At 68.5% G+C, this 19,886-nt stretch carries 17 protein-coding genes; 11 read left to right on the plus strand and 6 right to left on the minus strand.

Features of this window, described 5'->3' with window-relative positions; all coding sequences use genetic code 11:
• Positions 1-14 precede the first annotated feature (14 nt).
• The 4 genes from ACN8ZM_RS24020 to ilvD all read left to right on the plus strand — a co-directional run bounded on the left by ACN8ZM_RS24020 (position 15) and on the right by ilvD (position 6,457).
• Complete coding sequence (locus ACN8ZM_RS24020) at positions 15-1,640, plus strand: APC family permease (protein ID WP_420212579.1); 1,626 nt, start codon at positions 15-17, stop codon at positions 1,638-1,640.
• Positions 1,641-1,715: 75 nt separating this feature from the next.
• Complete coding sequence (locus ACN8ZM_RS24025) at positions 1,716-3,299, plus strand: aldehyde dehydrogenase (NADP(+)) (RefSeq protein ID WP_043183339.1); 1,584 nt, start codon at positions 1,716-1,718, stop codon at positions 3,297-3,299.
• A 1-nt stretch (position 3,300) separates the two neighbouring features.
• Positions 3,301-4,323, plus strand: a complete 1,023-nt coding sequence (locus ACN8ZM_RS24030; RefSeq protein WP_420212580.1) for an Ldh family oxidoreductase — start codon at positions 3,301-3,303, stop codon at positions 4,321-4,323.
• 274 nt (positions 4,324-4,597) lie between these two features.
• Entirely contained in the window at positions 4,598-6,457 is a 1,860-nt protein-coding gene (ilvD, locus tag ACN8ZM_RS24035) for a dihydroxy-acid dehydratase (RefSeq protein ID WP_420212581.1), read from the plus strand.
• Between the two features lie 138 nt (positions 6,458-6,595).
• Here the strand turns inward: ilvD and ACN8ZM_RS24040 are convergent, their stop codons facing one another.
• Together ACN8ZM_RS24040 and ACN8ZM_RS24045 are read right to left on the minus strand one after the other, a co-directional pair.
• The gene (locus ACN8ZM_RS24040; RefSeq protein ID WP_089453201.1) at positions 6,596-7,432 is read right to left on the minus strand and encodes an SH3 domain-containing protein; all 837 of its coding nucleotides are present in this window, start codon (positions 7,430-7,432) and stop codon (positions 6,596-6,598) included.
• 33 nt (positions 7,433-7,465) lie between these two features.
• Complete coding sequence (locus tag ACN8ZM_RS24045) at positions 7,466-7,903, minus strand: hypothetical protein (protein ID WP_301766645.1); 438 nt, start codon at positions 7,901-7,903, stop codon at positions 7,466-7,468.
• A 297-nt stretch (positions 7,904-8,200) separates the two neighbouring features.
• Here ACN8ZM_RS24045 and ACN8ZM_RS24050 point away from each other — a divergent pair, with 297 nt between their 5' ends.
• Together ACN8ZM_RS24050 and ACN8ZM_RS24055 are read left to right on the plus strand one after the other, a co-directional pair.
• Positions 8,201-9,736: a sigma-70 family RNA polymerase sigma factor gene (locus tag ACN8ZM_RS24050; RefSeq protein WP_420212582.1), complete on the plus strand. Its 1,536-nt coding sequence runs from the start codon at positions 8,201-8,203 to the stop codon at positions 9,734-9,736.
• A 181-nt stretch (positions 9,737-9,917) separates the two neighbouring features.
• Positions 9,918-10,820, plus strand: a complete 903-nt coding sequence (locus ACN8ZM_RS24055; RefSeq protein ID WP_089453204.1) for a helix-hairpin-helix domain-containing protein — start codon at positions 9,918-9,920, stop codon at positions 10,818-10,820.
• 1 nt (position 10,821) lies between these two features.
• Here the strand turns inward: ACN8ZM_RS24055 and ACN8ZM_RS24060 are convergent, their stop codons facing one another.
• Together ACN8ZM_RS24060 and ACN8ZM_RS24065 are read right to left on the minus strand one after the other, a co-directional pair.
• On the minus strand, positions 10,822-11,508 hold the full coding sequence (locus tag ACN8ZM_RS24060) for a hypothetical protein (protein WP_420212664.1): 687 nt from the start codon (positions 11,506-11,508) through the stop codon (positions 10,822-10,824).
• A gap of 227 nt (positions 11,509-11,735) precedes the next feature.
• The gene (locus ACN8ZM_RS24065) at positions 11,736-12,161 is read right to left on the minus strand and encodes a helix-turn-helix domain-containing protein (protein WP_043183323.1); all 426 of its coding nucleotides are present in this window, start codon (positions 12,159-12,161) and stop codon (positions 11,736-11,738) included.
• A gap of 140 nt (positions 12,162-12,301) precedes the next feature.
• Between ACN8ZM_RS24065 and ACN8ZM_RS24070 the strand changes: the two genes are divergently transcribed.
• Positions 12,302-12,799: a DUF2938 domain-containing protein gene (locus tag ACN8ZM_RS24070; RefSeq protein WP_420212583.1), complete on the plus strand. Its 498-nt coding sequence runs from the start codon at positions 12,302-12,304 to the stop codon at positions 12,797-12,799.
• A 246-nt stretch (positions 12,800-13,045) separates the two neighbouring features.
• On the opposite strand, the gene ACN8ZM_RS24075 is transcribed toward ACN8ZM_RS24070, so the two are convergent.
• Positions 13,046-13,486 carry a MarR family winged helix-turn-helix transcriptional regulator gene (locus ACN8ZM_RS24075; protein ID WP_043183319.1) on the minus strand — a complete coding sequence of 147 codons (441 nt, stop codon included), beginning with the start codon at positions 13,484-13,486 and terminating at the stop codon, positions 13,046-13,048.
• Between the two features lie 135 nt (positions 13,487-13,621).
• Between ACN8ZM_RS24075 and ACN8ZM_RS24080 the strand changes: the two genes are divergently transcribed.
• The gene (locus ACN8ZM_RS24080; RefSeq protein ID WP_089453208.1) at positions 13,622-15,151 is read left to right on the plus strand and encodes a DHA2 family efflux MFS transporter permease subunit; all 1,530 of its coding nucleotides are present in this window, start codon (positions 13,622-13,624) and stop codon (positions 15,149-15,151) included.
• 84 nt (positions 15,152-15,235) lie between these two features.
• On the opposite strand, the gene ACN8ZM_RS24085 is transcribed toward ACN8ZM_RS24080, so the two are convergent.
• Positions 15,236-16,750: an acetyl-CoA hydrolase/transferase family protein gene (locus tag ACN8ZM_RS24085; protein WP_420212584.1), complete on the minus strand. Its 1,515-nt coding sequence runs from the start codon at positions 16,748-16,750 to the stop codon at positions 15,236-15,238.
• Between the two features lie 653 nt (positions 16,751-17,403).
• Here ACN8ZM_RS24085 and ACN8ZM_RS24090 point away from each other — a divergent pair.
• From ACN8ZM_RS24090 to ACN8ZM_RS24100, 3 genes are read left to right on the plus strand one after another with little or no spacing between them, the layout of a single operon-like run.
• A complete protein-coding gene (locus tag ACN8ZM_RS24090) occupies positions 17,404-18,084 on the plus strand; it encodes a CDP-alcohol phosphatidyltransferase family protein (protein ID WP_089453210.1) in 681 nt (226 codons plus the stop codon).
• Positions 18,081-18,884 carry a HalD/BesD family halogenase gene (locus ACN8ZM_RS24095; RefSeq protein WP_043183307.1) on the plus strand — a complete coding sequence of 268 codons (804 nt, stop codon included), beginning with the start codon at positions 18,081-18,083 and terminating at the stop codon, positions 18,882-18,884. The genes ACN8ZM_RS24090 and ACN8ZM_RS24095 overlap by 4 nt, the downstream gene beginning before the upstream one ends.
• The gene (locus ACN8ZM_RS24100) at positions 18,881-19,882 is read left to right on the plus strand and encodes an HpnL family protein (protein WP_089453211.1); all 1,002 of its coding nucleotides are present in this window, start codon (positions 18,881-18,883) and stop codon (positions 19,880-19,882) included. Before ACN8ZM_RS24095 ends, ACN8ZM_RS24100 begins: the two co-directional genes overlap by 4 nt.
• Positions 19,883-19,886 lie beyond the last annotated feature (4 nt).

Raw genomic sequence — 19,886 nt, forward strand, 5'->3', positions numbered from 1 at the left:
TAGGAGACAAGCCCATGCCAGGCCAAGGCAACGCTCACCCGTCTGTCCCGCTTTCCCGTTCCGCGCACCCCGACGCGGGTCACGGCAAGTTCAAGAAACAGCTGTCGCTGACCGACCTCACGTTCATCGGTCTCGGCGCCATTTTCGGTTCGGGGTGGCTGTTCGCCGCGAGTCACGTGTCGACGATCGCGGGCCCGGCCGGCATCTTCTCGTGGCTGCTCGGCGGCTTCGCGGTGCTGCTGCTCGGCATCGTCTACTGCGAACTCGGCGCCGCGCTGCCGCGCGCGGGCGGCGTGGTCCGCTACCCGGTGTTCTCGCACGGCCCGCTGCTCGGCTACCTGATGGGCTTCATCACGCTGATCGCCTTTTCGAGCCTGATCGCGATCGAAGTCGTCGCCGCGCGCCAGTATGCGGCCGCGTGGTTTCCGGGCCTGACCGTCGAAGGATCGAGCGACCCGACCACGCTCGGCTGGCTCGTGCAGGCCGCGCTGCTGTGCTTCTTCTTTTACCTGAACTATTCGAGCGTGAAGACGTTCGCGAAGGCGAACAACATCATCAGCATCTTCAAGTTCATCGTGCCGCTGTCAGTGATCGCGGTGCTGTTCACGTTCTTCAAGCCCGCGAACCTGACCGTGCACGGCTTCGCGCCGTTCGGCATGCCGGGCATCGAGATGGCCGTGTCGGCGGGCGGCATCATCTTCGCGTATCTCGGGCTCACGCCGATCGTGTCGGTCGCGAGCGAAGTACGCAATCCGCAGCGCACGATCCCGATCGCGCTGATCCTGTCGATCCTGCTGTCGACGCTGATCTACGTGCTGTTGCAACTCGCGTTCATCGGCAGCATCCCCACCGACATGCTCGCCGCCGGCTGGCACGACGTGAGCAGGGCGTTCTCGCTGCCGTACCGCGACATCGCGCTGGCGCTCGGCGTCGGCTGGCTCGCGGTGATGGTCGTCGCCGACGCGATGATCTCGCCGAGCGGCTGCGGCAACATCTACATGAACGCGACGCCGCGCGTCGTCTACGGCTGGGCGAAGACGGGCACGTTCTTCAAGGTGTTCACGCGCGTCGACGAAGCGTCGGGCATCCCGCGCGCGGGCCTGTGGCTCACGTTCGGCCTCGCAATCTTCTGGACGCTGCCGTTCCCGTCGTGGGAAGCGCTGATCAACATCGTGTCGGCCGCGCTGGTGCTCAGCTACGCGGTCGCGCCGGTGTCGGTCGCCGCGCTGCGCCGCACCGCGCCCGACCTGCCGCGGCCGTTCCGCGCGGTCGCGTTCGGCGTCACCGGCCCCGCGTCGTTCGTGATCGCCGCGCTGATCGTCTACTGGTCGGGCTGGAGCACGGTGTCCTGGCTGCTCGGCCTGCAGATCGTGATGTTCGTGATCTATCTCGCGTGCCGCCGCTGGGTGCCGACCGCACACCTGAGCCTCGCCGAACAGGTGCGCTCGTCCGCGTGGCTGATCGCGTTCTATGCCGCGATGATCGTGCTGTCGTATCTCGGCGGCTTCGGCGGCACGGGCCGGCTCGCGCATCCGTACGACACGGTCGTCGTCGCGGCCGTCGCGCTCGTCATCTACTACTGGGGTGCGAATACCGGCGTGCGCGCCGACAAGCTGCAACTCGACGACGACGAGGACTGACGCGTCCGCGCCCTTTCCCATGATCCCTTCGGCCGGGCGCTCCACGCCCGGCCCCTGCTTTTTCCGAGGAAAACCATGCAACTCACAGGTCAGCTCCTGATCGGCCAGTCCGCCGTTGCCGGACAGAACGGCACCCTTCACGCAATCGCCGCCGCAACCGGCGAACGGCTCGAACCCGCCTTCGGCGGCGCGAGCCTGCACGACCTGGAGACGGCCTGCGCGCTCGCCGACGACGCATTCGACACGTATCGCGAAACGTCGCTCGAAGCCCGTGCCGCGTTTCTCGATGCGATCGGCCGCCACATCATGGCGCTCGGCGACGACCTGATCGAGCGCTGCGTCATCGAAACGGGCCTGCCGCGCGCCCGCATCGAAGGCGAGCGCGGCCGCACGGTCGGCCAACTCGCGCTGTTCGCGTCGCTCGTGCGCGACGGCGGCTTTCTCGACGCGCGGATCGATCCGGCGCGCCCCGAGCGCAAGCCGCTGCCGCGTGTCGACCTGCGCCTGCGCAACGTCGCGGTCGGGCCCGTCGCCGTGTTCGGCGCGTCGAACTTCCCGCTCGCGTTCTCGGTCGCCGGCGGCGATACGGCCTCGGCGCTCGCGGCCGGCTGCCCGGTGATCGTCAAGGCCCATTCGGCGCACCCGGGCACGTCGGAACTCGTCGGCCGCGCGATCCAGCAGGCCGCGCGCGAATGCGGGATGCCGGCAGGCGTGTTCTCGCTGCTGTTCGACGCGTCGCGCGAGATCGGCCAGGCGCTCGTCGCCGATCCGCGCATCAAGGCCGTCGGCTTCACCGGCTCGCGCCGTGGTGGCGTCGCGCTGATGCACATCGCGGCCGCGCGCCCCGAGCCGATTCCCGTCTATGCGGAAATGAGCTCGATCAATCCGGTACTGCTGTTTCCCGCCGCGCTCGACGCGCGGCACGACGCGATCGCCCCGCAGTTCGTTGCATCGCTCACGCTCGGCGCCGGCCAGTTCTGCACGAACCCTGGCCTCGTGCTCGCGGTCGACGGCCCCGCGCTGCGCGCATTCGAGGAAACGGCCGCCACCGCGGTTCGCGCAGCGCCCGCGCAAACCATGCTGACGCCGCACATCCACGCCAGCTACGAGCAAGGCGTCGCGACGCTGCGCGATCACGCGGCCGTCGAGCTGCTCGCACAAGGCGCCGAAGGCAACCGGCTGCAGGCCCGCGCAGCACTACTCGCCACCTCGGCCGACGCTTTCATCGCGCATCCCGAGTTGCGCGACGAAGTGTTCGGCCCCGCGTCGCTGATCGTGCGTTGCCCGGACGCCGATACGCTGCACCGCGTGCTGAAGTCGCTCGAAGGCCAGCTGACGATCGCCGCACATCTCGCCGACGGCGACGCACCGCTGTTCGCCGCGCTGCGCCCGATGCTCGAGCGCAAGGCCGGCCGCATTCTCGTCAACGGCTTCGGCACGGGCGTCGAGGTCGGTCATGCGATGGTGCACGGCGGCCCGTTCCCGGCCACCTCCGACACCCGCACGACGTCGGTCGGCGCGCGCGCGATCGAACGCTTCCTGCGCCCCGTGTCGTATCAGGACCTGCCGGACGCGCTGCTGCCGGACGCGATCCGCAACGGCAATCCGCTGAACGTGCCGCAACGCATCGACGGCGTGCCCGCGCCGCGGGAGGCTTGAGATGTCCGCATCCCCCGACGAAATCGTCCTGTCGCTCGATGAAGTCCACGCGCTCGCGCTGCGCGTGCTGACGCACAACGGCATGTCCGACGCGCACGCGCATGCCATCGCCAACGTGATTACCCAGGGCCAGCGCGACGAATGCCATTCGCACGGCGTGTACCGGCTGCTCGTCTGCGTGCGTTCGTTGAAGAAGGGCAAGGTCGATCCGCAGGCCGTGCCGACGCTGCGGCGGCTGTCGTCGTCGATCGTCGCGGTCGACGCGCATCGCGGCTTCTCGCTGCTGAGTTTCGAGACGGGCCTGCCGGTGCTCGTCGAGATGGCGAAGCAGCACGGCATCGCCGCGATGACGATCAACCACTGCTACCACTTCTCCGCGCTGTGGCCCGAGGTCGAGGCGATCGCGGCCGAAGGGCTGGTCGGCATCGCGATGAACCCGAGCCACAGCTGGGTCGCGCCGGAAGGCGGCAAGGAGCCGGTGTTCGGCACCAACCCGATCGCGTTCGCGTGGCCGCGGCCGGGCGGCGTGCCGTTCGTGTTCGATTTCGCGACGAGCGCGATTGCGCGCGGCGACATCGAGCTGCACGCGAAGCAAGGCAAGGCGATTCCGCCGGAATGGGCGATCGACGCCGACGGCCAGCCCACCACCGACCCGAAGGCCGCGCTGCAGGGCGCGATGCGCACGTTCGGCGGCCACAAGGGTTCGGCGCTCGCGGCGATGGTCGAACTGCTCGGCGGTGCGCTGATCGGCGACATGACGAGCCGCGAGTCGATGGACTTCGACGAAGGCGTCGGCGCGACGCCGTGCCACGGCGAACTCGTGATCGCGTTCGACCCGAAGGTGTTCCTCGGCGATGACCTCGACACGGGGCTCGCGCGCGGCGAACGGATGTTCGAGTCGATCGTCGCGCAGGGCGCGCGGCTGCCGTCGCAACGACGCTTCGACGCCCGCGCGCGCAGCATCGCGAACGGCGTGCGGATTCCGAAGCCGCTGTACGACGAGATCCTGACGCTGCTCGACTGATCGCCAGGCGCCGGGCCGGATCGCGTGTTCATCGCCGATCGATGCGCGGATCCGGCCACTTCCCTGGACGGTCATACGGGCGTCCCGCAGCAGCCCGCCGGGCACGCCGCCCGCGCGGGTTGCCAGCCCCACGAGCGCCACGCCCGCGGCGGCTGTGGGATAATCGTCCGGTTTGCCCAGGGCGCAGCTCAAGAGGTTGTTCGCACGGGCGCGAGAGAGGCCTTTATTCCCCGTGCCTCCACCCTTTTCCCGCGATATTTCTTCAGCAACGACAATGCCCATCTACCGTTCCAAAACCTCCACCGCTGGCCGCAACATGGCAGGTGCGCGCTCGCTCTGGCGTGCCACCGGCATGAAAGACGACGATTTCTCGAAGCCGATCATCGCGGTCGTCAACTCGTTCACCCAGTTCGTACCCGGGCATGTGCACCTGAAGGATCTCGGCCAGCTCGTCGCGCGCGAGATCGAGGCCGCCGGCGGCGTCGCGAAGGAATTCAACACGATCGCGGTCGACGACGGCATCGCGATGGGCCACGACGGCATGCTGTATTCGCTGCCGAGCCGCGACATCATCGCCGACTCGGTCGAATACATGGTGAACGCGCACTGCGCGGACGCAATGGTGTGCATCTCGAACTGCGACAAGATCACGCCGGGGATGCTGATGGCCGCGATGCGCCTCAACATCCCGGTGATCTTCGTGTCGGGCGGCCCGATGGAAGCGGGCAAGACGCGCCTCGCGAACCCGGTCACCAAGGCCATCGAAGTGAAGAAGCTCGACCTCGTCGACGCGATGGTGATCGCGGTCGACCCGTCGTATTCCGACGCCGAAGTCGCCGAAGTCGAACGCTCGGCCTGCCCGACCTGCGGTTCGTGCTCGGGCATGTTCACCGCGAACTCGATGAACTGCCTGACCGAAGCGCTCGGCCTGTCGCTGCCCGGCAACGGCACGGTGGTGGCCACGCACGCCGATCGCGAACAACTGTTCAAGCGCGCCGGCCGCCGCATCGTCGAACTGGCCCGCGAGTACTACGAGCAGGACGACGAACGCGTGCTGCCGCGCTCGGTGGGCTTCAAGGCGTTCGAGAACGCGATGACGCTCGACATCGCGATGGGCGGCTCGACCAACACGATCCTGCATCTGCTGGCGATCGCGCAGGAAGCCGGCATCGACTTCACGATGAAGGACATCGACCGCCTGTCGCGCGTCGTGCCGCAGCTGTGCAAGGTCGCGCCGAACACGAACAAGTACCACATCGAGGACGTGCATCGCGCAGGCGGCATCATGGCGATCCTCGGTGAGCTCGAGCGCGCCGGCAAGCTGCACACCGACGTGCCGACCGTGCACGCGCCGTCGCTGAAGGATGCGCTCGACCAGTGGGACATCGTCCGCACGCAGGACAAAGCGGTCCGCACGTTCTACCTGGCCGGCCCGGCCGGCGTCCCGACGCAGGTCGCGTTCAGCCAGGACACGCGCTGGCCGAGCCTCGACGTCGATCGCGCCGAAGGCTGCATCCGCTCGTACGAGCATGCGTTCTCGAAGGAAGGCGGCCTCGCCGTGCTGACGGGCAACATCGCGGTCGACGGCTGCGTGGTGAAGACGGCCGGCGTCGACGAAAGCATCCTCGTGTTCGAAGGCACGGCGCACGTGACCGAATCGCAGGATGAAGCAGTCGAAAACATCCTGAACGACAAGGTCAAGGCCGGCGACGTGGTGATCGTGCGCTACGAAGGCCCGAAGGGCGGCCCCGGCATGCAGGAAATGCTCTACCCGACCAGCTACATCAAGTCGAAGGGGCTCGGCAAGGCATGCGCGCTGCTGACGGACGGCCGTTTCTCGGGCGGCACGTCGGGCCTGTCGATTGGCCACTGCTCGCCGGAAGCGGCAGCGGGTGGTGCGATCGGCCTCGTGCGCGACGGCGACAAGATCCGCATCGACATCCCGAACCGCACGATCGACGTGCTGGTGTCGGACGAGGAACTGGCGCGCCGCCGCGAAGAGCAGAACGCGAAGGGCTGGAAGCCGGCGCAGCCGCGTCCGCGCAAGGTGTCCGCTGCGCTGAAGGCCTACGCGAAGCTGGTCATGTCGGCCGACAAGGGTGCCGTGCGCGACCTGTCGCTGCTCGACGACTGACAGGGGTAGCACGACCGGCTGCTTGTAACACGTAGCCGGTCAGGCCGCGGGCCGTACGACCGCCCGCTTGCCCGACCCAGAAGCCGCTCTCCGGAGCGGCTTTTTTTCGTTCTGCTTCGGCAGAAAGCGCCGGCAACGTCAGTGACGGAATTCTTCCGGGCCGCCGCCTCCGCCGCCACCGCCACCACCGTGGCTTCCGCCGCCGTTCCCGCCACCTTGCGGTCGCGCGCCGCCGTAACCACCGCCACCACCGCCCGGGTGCACCGGTGCCGGCATCGAGCGGCCCTCACCTCCCGGCGCGGGCGGCGGACGCATGACAGCGGCCGGTGGCGGGCGCATGACGGCGGCCGGCGGCGGCGCTGCCGGTCGTTCACGGACGGCAGCACCCGGCATCGGCGCAGGCGCAGCCGGTGGCGGCGTGCGGATCGCGCCATTCCAGCCGCCACGCGCAGCCGACGGCCGTGTGTCATGCACGGGCGGCGGACCGCCCGGTGCGACCTGCACCGCGCCGCCCGGTTGCGGGCGTCCCTGTCCCGGCGGTACGCCGCCCGGGCCGAGCCGCGGTTCCGCGCGATGTTCCCACCGATCGCGGTCATGGAACCACGGCCGGTGACGGTAGTAGCGATCCCAGTACGCGCCGATCGCGAACCCCGTGATCGGCACGCCGATGATCGCGCCATATTCGAGTAGCGGCGCGTAACCGCCCTGGTACGGATAGTCGATCAGTTGCGCGTCGATCCAGCCGCGCACGCCCGGCAGCGCGACGTCGCACCACGAGTAGTCGCTCAGGCAGCCGAACACGTCCAGCGCGGTGCCCGGCGGAATCTGCGCGACGACCGGATAGTCGGGCGCCGGCCCGGCGAACAGTTCGGCCGGCGCGTTCGTGTAGCCGGTGCTCTGTGCCTGCGCCATGCCCGGCGCGGCCGCGAGGCCAAGCAGGACGACGCACAGACTTCGGACAATCGTGTTCCTCATGATGCTCTCCCGCGCGGTGCCGCCGCGCGCCGGTCAATGCCGATGCCCGCCCCAGCCGCCACCCCAGTGGCCGCCGCCCCACGGACGATGCCCGTACCCGCCGCGTCCACGCCAGCCGCCGCCCCAGCCGCCCCAGAAGCCGACCGAGATGGCCGGCGCGCCCCAGCCATACCAGCCCGGGTAATACGCGGGTGCATAGTATGGATACGGATAGGGATACGGCGGCGGATAGGCCGGCGCGACGTAGACAGGCGCCGAATCGGCCTCGGGCGGCGCAACCGCCGCCGACGTCGGGCCCGGTGGAGCGGTGCCCGGCGTAGCCGGCGTGACGGGTAGCTCGCGCTGCGTCAGCGTGGCCGGTGCCGGCGCGTAATACGGAGCATAGCCATACGGGCTCGTGTAATAACAGCCGCCGAGGGTCAGCGTCGTCAATGCGAATACCGCACACCTCGCGGCAGGAATCGGGGTCATGTGTTGCTCCGGCAGAATCCACGCGCCGCCGCCGGGCGGCGCCTGACTCTAGCTTACGTCCCCTGCAGATTTCCGCTCGGTATGATCGGTTACTTTTTGTTTCCTGTGCCGGACGGCCGCGTGGGCATGCCGCGTGCTGGCACGTCTGCCGCGCCCGCGTTGAAGTTCGCGCAAATGCCCTCAACTTGAACGATGTCAGGCTGGCCGGCGCGGACAGGGGTTCGCGAGCAACCGGCGGCCCGAAACCGGCGGACTTCGGCCCGCCCAGACAGGAACGCGGCTCACGCCGCCATCGACATGACTACGCCACGCCCCACTCCCCGGGCGGACACGCCGCTCGATCCGATCATCCAGTTGCTGGCGCTCGCCGGCGAACAGGGTTATCTGACCCACGCCGACCTCGTCGACGCGCTGCCGCCCGAAAGCGACAGCCCCGACGCGCTCGACGTCGTGCGCGCCGCGCTCGCCGACATCGGCATCGCCGTGCTCGACGAGCCGGCCGCACCTGCGCCGTTCGCCGGCACGGTGCCTGTCGACGTCGATCGCGATGCGCTCGACGAAGGCCGCGCGATGCTCGGCGACCTCGCACGCGGCACGAGCGCGTCGACCGATCCGCTCGCGCTCTACCTGCGGCGCATGCAGGCCGTGCCGCTGCTCACGCGCGAAGGCGAGATCGTGCTCGCCCGCGAGATCGAAACGGGCCGCCACCAGATCCTGCACGCGCTCGCCGGCTGTCCGGCCGCCGTCGACGCGCTGCTGGCGCGTCACCGCGCAACGGCAACGACCGGCGCCGCCGGATCGTCCGATGACGACAGCGCAGACACGCCCGCGCCCGTCAGCGACGACGCGCTGCAGGCGGCCGTCGCGGCCTTGCGCGGCGCGTTGCACGCGCATGGCTTCCGTTCGGACGAATACCGCGACGCGCGCAACCGCGTGGCCGCCCTGCTCGGCGCGATCGCGTGGGTCGCACCGGCCGTCGACGACGCGAGCCGCGTCGTGCGCACGCTCGCGTCTGCGCCGCATGGCACCGCAGCGGGCGACGCCGCCTGCTTCGACACGGTCGCGCGACGGGCACTCGCAGCCGCGCTCACCGACGGCCAGCAGAAAGTGCGCGACGCCACGCGCGCGATGCTCGAAGCGAACCTGCGGCTCGTGCTGTCGATCGCGCGCAAGTACATGAACCGCGGCGTCGACCTGCCCGATCTCGTGCAGGACGGCAGCCTGGGCCTGATGCGCGCGATCGAGAAATTCGAATACCGGCGCGGGTTCAAGTTCTCGACCTATGCGACCTGGTGGATCCGCCAGGCGATCGCGCGCGCGGTCGCGGATCGCGCACGCACGATCCGCGTGCCCGTGCACGTCGGCGACCAGTACCAGCGTGTGCAGCGGCATGCGCTGCGGTTTCGCCAGCGCACGGGCCGCCGCGCAACGCCGGCCGAACTCGCGGCCGAAACCGGCCTCGACGAGGACAAGCTGCGCGCGGTGCTCGCGCTGCCAGCCGAGCCCGTATCGCTCGACGCGCCGCTGCCCGACGCGGACACCGGCCTGGTGGAGCTGATCGAGGACCAGGCGTCGGCCAGCCCGTTCGAGCAACTGGCCGACACGCGCATGCGCGAGTGCGTGAGGTCGCTGCTCCAGTCGGTCACGCCGGCCGAGGCCGACGTGCTGCGCCGGCGGTTCGGCCTCGGCGGCGCCGAGCCCGATACCTACGACGCGATCGCGCAGGACGCGGGCATGTCGCGCGAACGCGTGCGGCAGATCGAGAAACGGGCGCTCGCCGCGTTGCGCACGGCCGCCGAGGCCGAGAACGCGCAGTCGTTCCTCGACGCGTGACCGCGTCACGCGACGCACGGTCGTGCCACGATCCGGCACGACCGTGCGCTTCGCACCTGTGCTACGTTTGCCATTGACGTGCGTCAAGTTTTCTTCATCGCGTATCGCGACAATGTTAAAAAGCCGACCGGCGCATCGCTAGCCGTGTCCATTCCGTTTGTGCTTCCCCGGGTCCCTCGCCATGCAGACGACCGCCAGCCAAACGTACGAGGAAAACCGCCATATCGCGACCTGCCTGCGCGAGGCGGCGCAGCGGCTGGCTGACCAGGGCGCGAATCCGTATCGGGTCGCCGCGTACCGCGCGTCGGCCGAGACGGTCGATGCGCTCGACCTCGATATCCGCGCAGTGTTCGAGTCCGGCGGCGTCGATGCGCTCGGCACGCTGCCCGAGATCGGCACAGGCGTCGCGCAGGCGATTGCCGAGCTGCTGGTGACGGGGCGCTGGCGCCAGCTCGACCGGCTGTGCGGCGACGCCGAACGCACGTCCGCATTCGAGGCGGTGCCGGGTATCGGCCACGCGCTCGCGCTGCGCATTCACGACCTGCTGCATATCGATACGCTCGAGGAGCTCGAACGCGCGGCCCGCAACGGCCAGCTCGAAACGATCACGGGCGTCGGCCCGCGACGCGCGGCCGGCATCCGCACCGCGCTCGACGACGTGCTGAGCCGCCGTCGGCGCTGGCAGGGCCGCGTGCAGGACGCCGGGCCCGGCACGGAGCCGCCTGTCGAACTGCTGCTCTACATCGACCGTCTGTATCGCAACAAGGCCGCCGCCGGTGCGTTGCCGACGCCTGGCGTTGTGCAACGCGCAACCGTGCATCGGCGCCTGAACGCGGACGGCTACGTGCCGTTGCCCGTGATGCACATGACCAAGGGCGGCTGGCATTTCACCGCGCTGTGCCTCCATGCCGCGATGCGCACGCCGGAAGCCTCCCGCCCGACCGACTGGGTCTCGCTCTATTTCTACGACGCCCTGCAATGCGAGCACCAGCGCACCGTCTTCACCGAAACGTACGGCTCGCTCGTCGGCAAGCGCATCGTGCGCGGGCGCGAGCAGGAATGCCGTGTGTATTACGCGGGATGACTCAGTCGTCGCCAACCTCGTCGACGTCGAACGCGACGTCGAGCACCGACGCGATTTCACGACAGGCATGGGTGAGCGTGCGTGAACGGTGGCCGGCACGGTCCACCCCGATATCGAACCCGGTCAGATACGCGTTGTAATCGGTAGGGCGCTCCCGCTTCGGCACGTCGAACCAGAACGTCACCATGTAGTCGCCGTTCCAGCGAACCGGCATCACATGCGTGAACCGCAGTCTCGTGATTGCGCCGTGGCGGAACCGGAAGCTGTCGTCGCCGACGCGGAACCCCGACCACGCACCGTCGTTCGACACGAACACGACCAGCGTTTCGTCCGGCGGCGCGGCGGGCAGGCCGTCTGCCGGGGCGAGGTCGGCCGTCGACACCATCGCCGCGCCCGAACCGTCGCGCCCCGTCTCGACATCCACGTACGCTTCGATCGCCCGCTTCGCCTTGTCGTAGAACCGGCGCGTAACCTCGGGCCGTGCGGCGTCGGCAATCAGGACCAGTTGCTTGAATCGGGCATGCTCGCCATATCGAAGCGGCACATCGGGCGTGTCGTCGGGCTCGTCAGCCGGTTCGTCATCCAGACTATCGGCCGCTACGGGCGTCGCGCTCGTCTCAGGCTGCCCAACGGACCCACGCCGCCGTTTCAACAGGGCAGTCCCCCACGTCAGTAGCGCGGTCTGCATCGCCAGCACGGCGGCCAGTGTCGCGCACCCGGCGAGAAACCCGTAATGCGGCCCGACCTTCGATGCCGCATACGCGGCAGGAAGCACGTAAAGCACAAGTAAAAACCACACGCGGCAACCCCGTTGTTCCTGTTTGCAATGCAATGTCCGTCGGCCATGAATGGCGACGTGCCGCCGAATCGCCACTGCCCCCCCGCCAATGCATGCGCATCGCGCGGGCCGAGCGCCTACGCGCCTTCCGTCTTCGTGCGGCGCGCCGGGTGGCGATGCGCGGCGATCCGCAGCAGCTTCTGGAACGACGGACATTCGAGATGGTTCGATGCCGGGCACACGGCCGCATGCCGCAACGCGTCGCGCACGGCGCCGAGACGGCGGATCGTGCGGTCGAGTTCGTCGGCCTTGCCGTCGAGCTTCGCGCGATCGATCGCAGGCAGGCCGTCCGTGCCGACCATCGCGAGGATGTCGTCGAGCGAAAACCCGGCCTCGCGGCCCAGCGCGATCAGCGCCAGGCGCTCCAGCACCGACTCGTCGTATTGCCGCCGCAGCCCGTGGCGGCCGGTCGGGACGATCAGCCCCTTTTCCTCGTAGTAACGCAGCGTCGACGCGGGCAATCCCGAGCGTCGTGCCACATCTGCAATGTCCAGCCGGCTCATGCTTGACCTCAAGTGAACTTGAAGTTGCAAGATAGTCGCTCGACTCCATAAAGACAAGCCCGGACTGCCATGAAACCGCTGAAACCACGCTGTATTCCGCTGCACCGCGCAGCCTTTTCCGTTCTTCGGGGAGGCTCGCGATGAGCCCGCCCGACGTCCTGCTCAACCTGTTGCTGATCGGCGCGGGCGCCACGCTCGTGATGGATCTGTGGACGCTGTTCCGGCGGCGTGCCTTCGGCATTCCGTCGCTCGACTACGCGCTGGTCGGCCGCTGGATCGGTCACATGATGCAAGGCCGGTTCCGGCACGTGTCGATCGGCGCCGCGGCGCCCGTGCCGGGCGAACGCGCGCTCGGCTGGATCGCGCATTACGCGATCGGCATCGCGTTCGCGGCGCTGCCCGTCGCGATCGCGGGCACCGAATGGATCGGCACGCCGACCCCGCTCCCCGCGCTCGTCGCCGGCCTCGCCAGCGTGGTCGCGCCGTTCTTCGTGATGCAGCCCGCGTTCGGCTTCGGCATCGCGGCGTCGCGCACGCCGAACCCGGGCGTCGCGCGACGGCGCAGTCTCATCACGCATCTGTCGTACGGTGTGGGGCTTTATCTGGCGGCAATCACGCTCGCAGTGCTGGCCCGTTGAGCACACGGCCTCGCCAAAGCCGTAACCGGTCGCGTCGCCCACGCCCACGCGAGCCCTCCGTCGAGCGTGACTAGCGCATCGCCCCGCGCGCGCCGGACGAAGGCCGCGCCGCGTATCGGCACCGGCGCCACGGCGATGAAGATGCCCACGCCGGAATACGGGCCGACCCGGCGTGCTCGCGCGCCGCCTTCCGGTGTTCCCGCCATTTTCAAGCCGTTCATCCGGCCTGCCGGATGGCGGCGCCCATCACTCCCCGCCGCAGTCGATCAGGTTGTGGCGCATGCGCCCGAGCAACCGCACCAGCGTATCGCGCTCGTCGGCCGTGAAGCCGCGCAGCCCGTCGTCGGCGACGGTGTCCCCCACTTCGAGCATCTGCGGAAAGATCTCGCGCGACTTGTCGGTCAGCCGGATCACGAATGCGCGGCGATCGTCGTCGTTCGCGACGCGCTCGATCCAGCCATAGCTTTCCATCCGGTCGAGCAGCCGCGTCAGCGTGATCGGCGCGATCTCGAGCCATTCGGCCAGCCGCGCCTGATTCATCTCGCCCTTCCACGTCAGGTACGCGAGCACGCGGCTCTGCGCGCGCGTCAGCCCGATGCGCTTCGCGCGCCGGTCGAAGAGCCGCCCGTTCAGGCGCGCCACATCGGCGATCAGGTAACCGATCCGGTTCTCGTAAGTCTTGTCCATGCGGCGATTATAGGGTCGAGCCGGCAACTGCCTCCCGCTCGAGACGCAGCCATAAGCGGAGATATAATACGCATGCTTATAATTTGCGTCATACCGGATCGCCGCCCACGGCGACCGCCCCACGGAGACACCCGCTTGAACCCCGCCGCCGACGCCCCCGCCTCGCCCGCCCTGAACCGGCCGATGCTGACCCTGTCGATCATGCTCGCCACGCTGATCCAGACCCTCGACAGCACCATCGCGAACGTCGCGCTGCCGCACATGCAGGGCACGCTGTCCGCGTCGCAGGACGAGATCACGTGGGTGCTGACCTCCTATATCGTCGCGGCAGCGATCGCGACGCCGCTCACCGGCTGGCTGTCCGACCGGCTCAGCGTGAAGCGGCTGCTGATCGTGTCGATCGCCGGCTTCACCGTCGCGTCGGCGCTGTGCGGGCTGGCCGAGACGCTCGTGCAGATCGTCGGCGCGCGTCTGCTGCAGGGCGTGTTCGGCGCCGCGCTGGTGCCGCTGTCGCAGTCGATCCTGCTCGACATCAACCCGCGCGAGAAACAAGGCCAGGCGATGGCGATCTGGGGGATGGGCGTGATGGTCGGCCCGATCCTCGGCCCGACGCTCGGCGGCTGGCTCACCGACAGCTACAACTGGCGCTGGGTGTTCTTCATCAACGTGCCGATCGGCGCGTTCGCGCTCGCCGGCGTGATGACCTTCCTGCCCGCGCGCGCGCCGCGCCCGCACGTGAAGTTCGATGCATTCGGCTTCGCGACGCTGGCGCTCGCGATCGGCGCATTCCAGGCGATGCTCGACCGCGGCGAACAGCTCGACTGGTTCGGCTCATACGAGATCCGCATCGAGGCGCTCGTCGCGGCGCTCAGCTTCGCGTTCTTTCTCACGCATACCGCGACCGTCGGCAAGGCATCGTTCTTCAAGTCGGAACTGTTGCGCGACCCCAACTTCGCGACGGGCACGCTGTTCATCTTCGTGGTCGGCGCGGTGCTGTACGCGACACGCGCGCTGCTGCCGCCGATGCTGCAGAACCTGATGGGCTACCCGGTCGCGACGACGGGCCTCGTCACCGCGCCAAGCGGCGCCGGCACGATGATCGCGATGCTGTTCGTCGGAAGGCTGCTGAAATACGTGGATGCGCGGATGCTGCTGCTTGCGGGGCTGTCGATTTCCGCGCTCGCGCTATGGCAGATGATGCAGTACACGATCGTGCTGTCCGAAGCGGACATCGTGTGGCCCGGCGTGGTGCAGGGCTTCGGGCTGGGGCTCGTGTTCGTGCCGCTGAGCGCGCTGTCGTTCTCGACGTTGCCGCCCGACCTGCGCGCGGACGGCACGGCCACCTACAGCCTGATGCGCAACATCGGCAGCAGTATCGGCATCTCGATCGTCCAGACGCTGATGACGCGCAACACGCAAGTCGCGCATGCCGACCTCGCGACCCACATCACGCCGTTCAACCCGGCCGTGCAGGCGATGGCCGGCAGCCGCCTCGACATTGCGCTGCTCGACCGCACGATCAACCAGCAGGCGTCGATGATCGCGTACCTGAACGACTTCAAGCTCATGTTCGTCGCGACGCTGCTGATGATCCCGCTGTTGCTGCTGATCCGCCCGCCGCAGAAGGCGGCGAGCGTCGACGTCGCGCATGCGGCGATGGACTGACGATCCGGCCGATCGACGGACGGATACGCGCACCGCATGCGCGCCGCCTGCCCCGCGACGCTCACGCGCGGCAGGCGTGCCGCGTCAGGCCTTCATCGTGCCGGTGCGCACGTAGCGCTCGTGCCACGACAGCGCCTCGGCGAGCAGGTGCGGCGTGTGCTTGCCGAAGCTTTCGCGCGACGCGCGCTCGAAGTAATCCTCGAGCATCGGCCGATAGTCGGGATGCGCGCAGGTCGCGATGACCTTGCGGGCACGCTGCTTCGGCGACAGGCCGCGCAGGTCCGCGAGGCCCTGCTCGGTGACGACCACCGCGACGTCGTGCTCGGTATGGTCGACGTGGCTCGCCATCGGCACGATCCGCGAGATCGCGCCGCCCTTCGCGGTACTCGCCGACATGAAGCACGACAGGTAGCCGTTGCGCGCGAAGTCGCCCGAGCCGCCGATGCCGTTCTGGATCTTCGTGCCCATCACGTGGGTCGAGTTCACGTTGCCGTAGATGTCGGCCTCGATCATCCCGTTCATCGCGATGCAGCCGAGACGGCGCACGAGCTCCGGATGGTTGCTGATCTCCTGCGGGCGCAGCACGATCTTCTCGCGGAACGTCGCGATTTCATCGGCGAAGCGCTGCACGGCGGCCGGGCTCAGCGACAGCGCGGTGGCCGACGCGAAGCCCAGCGTGCCGTCCTGGAGCAGGTCGAGCATGCCGTCCTGGATCACTTCGGTGTACGCGGTCAGGTTCGAAAAGCCGGCCGAGCTGAGCTCCGCGAGCACCGCGTTCGTGATGTTGCCGACGCCCGACTGCAGCGGCAGCAGGTTTTCCGGCAGGCGGCCGCGCTTCACTTCATGGCGCAGGAAGTCGATCAGTTGCAGCGCGATCTGCTTCGACGTCGCGTCCGGTGCGGGGAACGCATTGCTGCGGTCCGGCGCATCGGTCTCGACGATCGCGACGATCTTGTCGGCCGGGCAACGCAGGTACGGCTCGCCGATCCGGTCGTCGCTCTTCGTCAGCGGAATCGGCTTGCGGTGCGGCGGCAGCGCGGTGCCGTAATAGACGTCGTGCATCCCGTCGAGGCCGAGCGGCTGGCGCGAGTTGACCTCGAGGATCACGTGCTTCGCGCGTTCGAGCCAGGTCTTGTTGTTGCCGATCGACGCGGACGGAATCAGCAGCCCGTCCTCGCGGATGCCCGCGACTTCGACGATCGCGACATCGAGATCGCCGTACAGGCCGAACCATGCGTACTGCGCGACGTGGCTCAGGTGGACGTCCTGGTAATCGACTTCGCCGCCGTTGATCTTGTCGCGCAGCGTCGGGTCGGACTGGTACGGCAAGCGCATCGAGATGCCGTTGGTGCGGGCGAGCGCGCCGTCGAGTTCCGGCGCGGTCGATGCGCCCGTCAGCACGTTGATCCGGAAGTCCTCACCGCGCGAGTGCGCCGCGTCGATGTGGGCGGCAAGCGCGGCCGGCACGGCCTTCGGATAGCCCGAGCCCGTGAAGCCGCTCATGGCGACGGTCATGCCGGGACGGATCAGCGCGGCGGCTTCGTCGGCGGTGCGGACGAGCGAACGCAGGGCGGGAGCGAGGATGCGTGAAGATGACATGGCTGGTTTCTGACGCTTTGGTCTGTCGTTGACGTCGCGGGGGGTGTCTCCTGAGCGACATGAAGCCCTTGGGGCCGCGAGGGGCGGCCGGCACCACAGGCACGGTCGGAGTATCGCAGAGGCGATCGCCGCGAAATGTCCGCTGTATGAAAAAGATCCTTGTCGAATTTGCCGGGTATCGAACGACCGTTCTGTGACAGGCGCACCGTTTGAAGCGGATGCACGCGAAAGGTGCGCGAAAGTATCGGGCAGGAAAAATCGTCGCCGATCGCCAACTCTCATGCATCAATCGGCGGATTTTGACGGCCATTTACCGCCTTTCCATCGGCAATGAACGACACCCGTCCGGCGCGGCCAATTGTCACCCGATGCGGCTCATTCCGACCTGACGCATATCAAGCTCGCACGCGCCGCGCGACGCGCGCAGCGAAGCGCGAAAAGTACCGCCGCACCGGCCTGAGAGGCCCGTCCGTCCTTGACAGCCGCCCGATGCGAACCACACTGGAATCTGGATCGCGCGGCCCCGATTGGCCGCCCTTTCGCGCACGCGCTTTTCGGCCGGCCAATCGCCGCAAGACGCGGTAACACTCCCTCATGTCAGGACATTGATCGAATAAAAAGCACCAAATTACAATTCCGTATATATTTCGCCGATGGACCAAAGAAAAACCGCCACACGTTCCGAACCGCCCCTGCCACGCACCTGGGATGCGCGGCTGGCGCGCTCGCTTGTCCGACCGCTCGTCGACACGCCTGTCACCCCGAATCACCTCACCACCGTTCGTCTGCTGATCGGCCTCGCCGGCGCCTGGTGCCTCGCGCACGGCGGCTTCGGCTGGAGCAATGCCGGCGCGTTCCTGATCGTACTGTCGAACTTCGTCGACCACACCGATGGCGAGCTCGCGCGCATCAGCGGCAAGACGAGCAAGATCGGTCATTTTTACGACCTCGCGGCAGACGCGCTCGTCACGGTCGCGCTGTTCGTCAGCATGGGCCTCGGCATCGTCGCCCAGGGCGGCCAGATGGCCGCGTCGCCGGTGCTGCTCGGCGCGGTGGCCGGCGCCGCCGTTGCGCTGATCTTCTTCCTGCGCATGCGCATCGAATCGTTCGCCGGCAAGGCCGGCACCAAGCAGGCATTCGCCGGCGGCTTCGAAACCGAAGACGTGCTGTACCTGCTGCCGCTCGTGACGCTGTTCGACGGCGTCGAGCCGTTCCTGCTCGCGGCGTCGATCGGCGCCCCGCTGTTTGCCGCGTGGGTCGTGATCGACTGGTGGCGCATCGTCCGGCGCGGCAATGTTCCGCAGAATTCCACTGAAATCCAGGCTTCCAAATGACTAGCACGCGCGACGACTCCGTGCTGAGCCCGGCACGCCCCGCGCCCGTGCGCGCCGCGTCCGACCCCGATCGCACCGTGGCCGACTGCGTCGGCCATCTTGACCTCGAGCAAGTGCGCAACGACTACACGCGCCAGGGCTCGTTCCTGTACCTCGATGCATTCCTGCCGGCCGACGCGCACGCGAAGCTGGCCGACGCCGCCCGCGCGATGCAGGCCGGCCTGAACCGCAATTACCTGCCCGGTCACAAGCAGGGCGGCAGCGTGAGCCGTCATACGATCGACGAGCAGGCGCCGTACATCGCCGAACTGTATCGTTCGAAGGCACTCATCTCCTTCCTCGAGAAGGTCACGGGCGACAAGCTGATGCTGTCGCCGGACGACGATCCGCACGCGTACGCGCTGTATTACTACACGAAGCCCGGCGATCACATCGGCTGGCACTACGACACGTCGTACTACGACGGCCGCCGCTACACGCTGCTGATCGGCGTGATCGACGAATCGTCGTGCCGGCTCGACTACGAGCTGCACACGCGCAATCCGGACGTCGCCGACGAGCCGGGCTCCGTGCAGATCGCCGACGGCGGCATCGTGCTGTTCGACGGCGACAAGCTGCGCCACCGCATCACGCCGCTCGGCCAGAACGAGATGCGCGTGTCGCTCACCTTCGAATACGTGACGAACCCCGGCATGCGGCCGTGGAAGCGCTTCATCTCGAACATGAAGGACGCGATCGCGTATTTCGGTTTCCGCCAGGTGTTCAAGCAACTGGCAACGCGGCGCACGACCGGGTCATGACACGCGCCGGCCTCATCCTGCTGTCCCTCGGGACCGCACTCTTCGTCGCACTCCTGGCATGGCAGGGCGTCGGCGCGGTCGCGTCGACGTTCCTCGCGGCCGGCTGGGGGCTCGCGCTGGTCGCGGCGTTCCACGTCGTGCCGCTCGTGATCGACGCGATGGCGATCTCCGTGATGTTCCGCCCCGGCCAGCCGGGCGCCGAACTCGGCAACGCGCTGCGTGCGCGCTGGGTCGGCGAATCGGTGAACAGCCTGCTGCCCGCCGGGCAGATCGGCGGCCCCGTGCTGATGGTGCGCCACCTCGCGCAGCGCGGCACGCGGATGGCCGACGCGGCGGCGGCCGTCACCGTCAGCACGACGATGCAGGCGCTCGCGCAGATGGCGTTCGCGCTGATCGGCATCGCCGCGTTCAGCCTGTATGCGACACACGAATCGGTCGCGCACCTGCGCACGCCCGCGCTGATCGCCACCGGCGTGCTCGGCGCTCTCGCCGCGCTGTTCTACGTGGCGCAGCGGCGCGGGCTGTTCGGCCGCGGCCTGCGCCTCGCGTCGAAGCTGCTCGGCCCGCGCGACTGGTCGTCGCTGGCCACCCGCGCCGACGCGATCGACGACGCGGTCGGCGCGCTGTATCGCGATCGCGCGAAGGTCGCGAAGACGTTCGCATTGAGTCTCGTCGGCTGGATCGTCGGCACCGCGGAAGTGTGGCTCGCGCTGCATTTTCTCGGGCACCCGGTGAGCTGGCTCGACGCGCTGCTGCTCGAGAGCGTCGGCCAGGCCATTCGTGGCGCGGCCTTCGCGATCCCGGGCTCGCTCGGCGCGCAGGAAGGCGGCTACCTGCTGCTCGCGCCGCTGGTCGGACTGCCGCCCGACGCGGCGCTCGCGCTGTCGCTCGCGAAGCGCGCGCGCGAACTCGCGCTCGGCCTGCCCGGCCTGCTCTATCTGCATTTCAGTGAAAGAAACTGGCAGCGGCGCCGTGCGCCGCAGCCGCTCGCCGACTGATCGT

The sequence above is a fragment of the Burkholderia aenigmatica genome (genome assembly GCF_048627025.1).
Taxonomy (GTDB): domain Bacteria; phylum Pseudomonadota; class Gammaproteobacteria; order Burkholderiales; family Burkholderiaceae; genus Burkholderia; species Burkholderia aenigmatica.

What these genes read in the sequence shown, in the direction of transcription:
- ACN8ZM_RS24055 (WP_089453204.1), top strand. Translation starts at nt 9,918, where the DNA reads ATGCAGACGACCGCCAGCCAAACGTACGAGGAAAACCGCCATATCGCG.
- ilvD (WP_420212581.1), top strand. Translation starts at nt 4,598, where the DNA reads ATGCCCATCTACCGTTCCAAAACCTCCACCGCTGGCCGCAACATGGCA.
- ACN8ZM_RS24095 (WP_043183307.1), top strand. Translation starts at nt 18,081, where the DNA reads ATGACTAGCACGCGCGACGACTCCGTGCTGAGCCCGGCACGCCCCGCG.
- ACN8ZM_RS24065 (WP_043183323.1), bottom strand. Translation starts at nt 12,161, where the DNA reads ATGAGCCGGCTGGACATTGCAGATGTGGCACGACGCTCGGGATTGCCC.
- ACN8ZM_RS24030 (WP_420212580.1), top strand. Translation starts at nt 3,301, where the DNA reads ATGTCCGCATCCCCCGACGAAATCGTCCTGTCGCTCGATGAAGTCCAC.
- ACN8ZM_RS24060 (WP_420212664.1), bottom strand. Translation starts at nt 11,508, where the DNA reads ATGCAGACCGCGCTACTGACGTGGGGGACTGCCCTGTTGAAACGGCGG.
- ACN8ZM_RS24100 (WP_089453211.1), top strand. Translation starts at nt 18,881, where the DNA reads ATGACACGCGCCGGCCTCATCCTGCTGTCCCTCGGGACCGCACTCTTC.
- ACN8ZM_RS24040 (WP_089453201.1), bottom strand. Translation starts at nt 7,432, where the DNA reads ATGAGGAACACGATTGTCCGAAGTCTGTGCGTCGTCCTGCTTGGCCTC.
- ACN8ZM_RS24075 (WP_043183319.1), bottom strand. Translation starts at nt 13,486, where the DNA reads ATGGACAAGACTTACGAGAACCGGATCGGTTACCTGATCGCCGATGTG.
- ACN8ZM_RS24085 (WP_420212584.1), bottom strand. Translation starts at nt 16,750, where the DNA reads ATGTCATCTTCACGCATCCTCGCTCCCGCCCTGCGTTCGCTCGTCCGC.
- ACN8ZM_RS24090 (WP_089453210.1), top strand. Translation starts at nt 17,404, where the DNA reads ATGGACCAAAGAAAAACCGCCACACGTTCCGAACCGCCCCTGCCACGC.
- ACN8ZM_RS24050 (WP_420212582.1), top strand. Translation starts at nt 8,201, where the DNA reads ATGACTACGCCACGCCCCACTCCCCGGGCGGACACGCCGCTCGATCCG.
- ACN8ZM_RS24045 (WP_301766645.1), bottom strand. Translation starts at nt 7,903, where the DNA reads ATGACCCCGATTCCTGCCGCGAGGTGTGCGGTATTCGCATTGACGACG.
- ACN8ZM_RS24025 (WP_043183339.1), top strand. Translation starts at nt 1,716, where the DNA reads ATGCAACTCACAGGTCAGCTCCTGATCGGCCAGTCCGCCGTTGCCGGA.
- ACN8ZM_RS24020 (WP_420212579.1), top strand. Translation starts at nt 15, where the DNA reads ATGCCAGGCCAAGGCAACGCTCACCCGTCTGTCCCGCTTTCCCGTTCC.
- ACN8ZM_RS24070 (WP_420212583.1), top strand. Translation starts at nt 12,302, where the DNA reads ATGAGCCCGCCCGACGTCCTGCTCAACCTGTTGCTGATCGGCGCGGGC.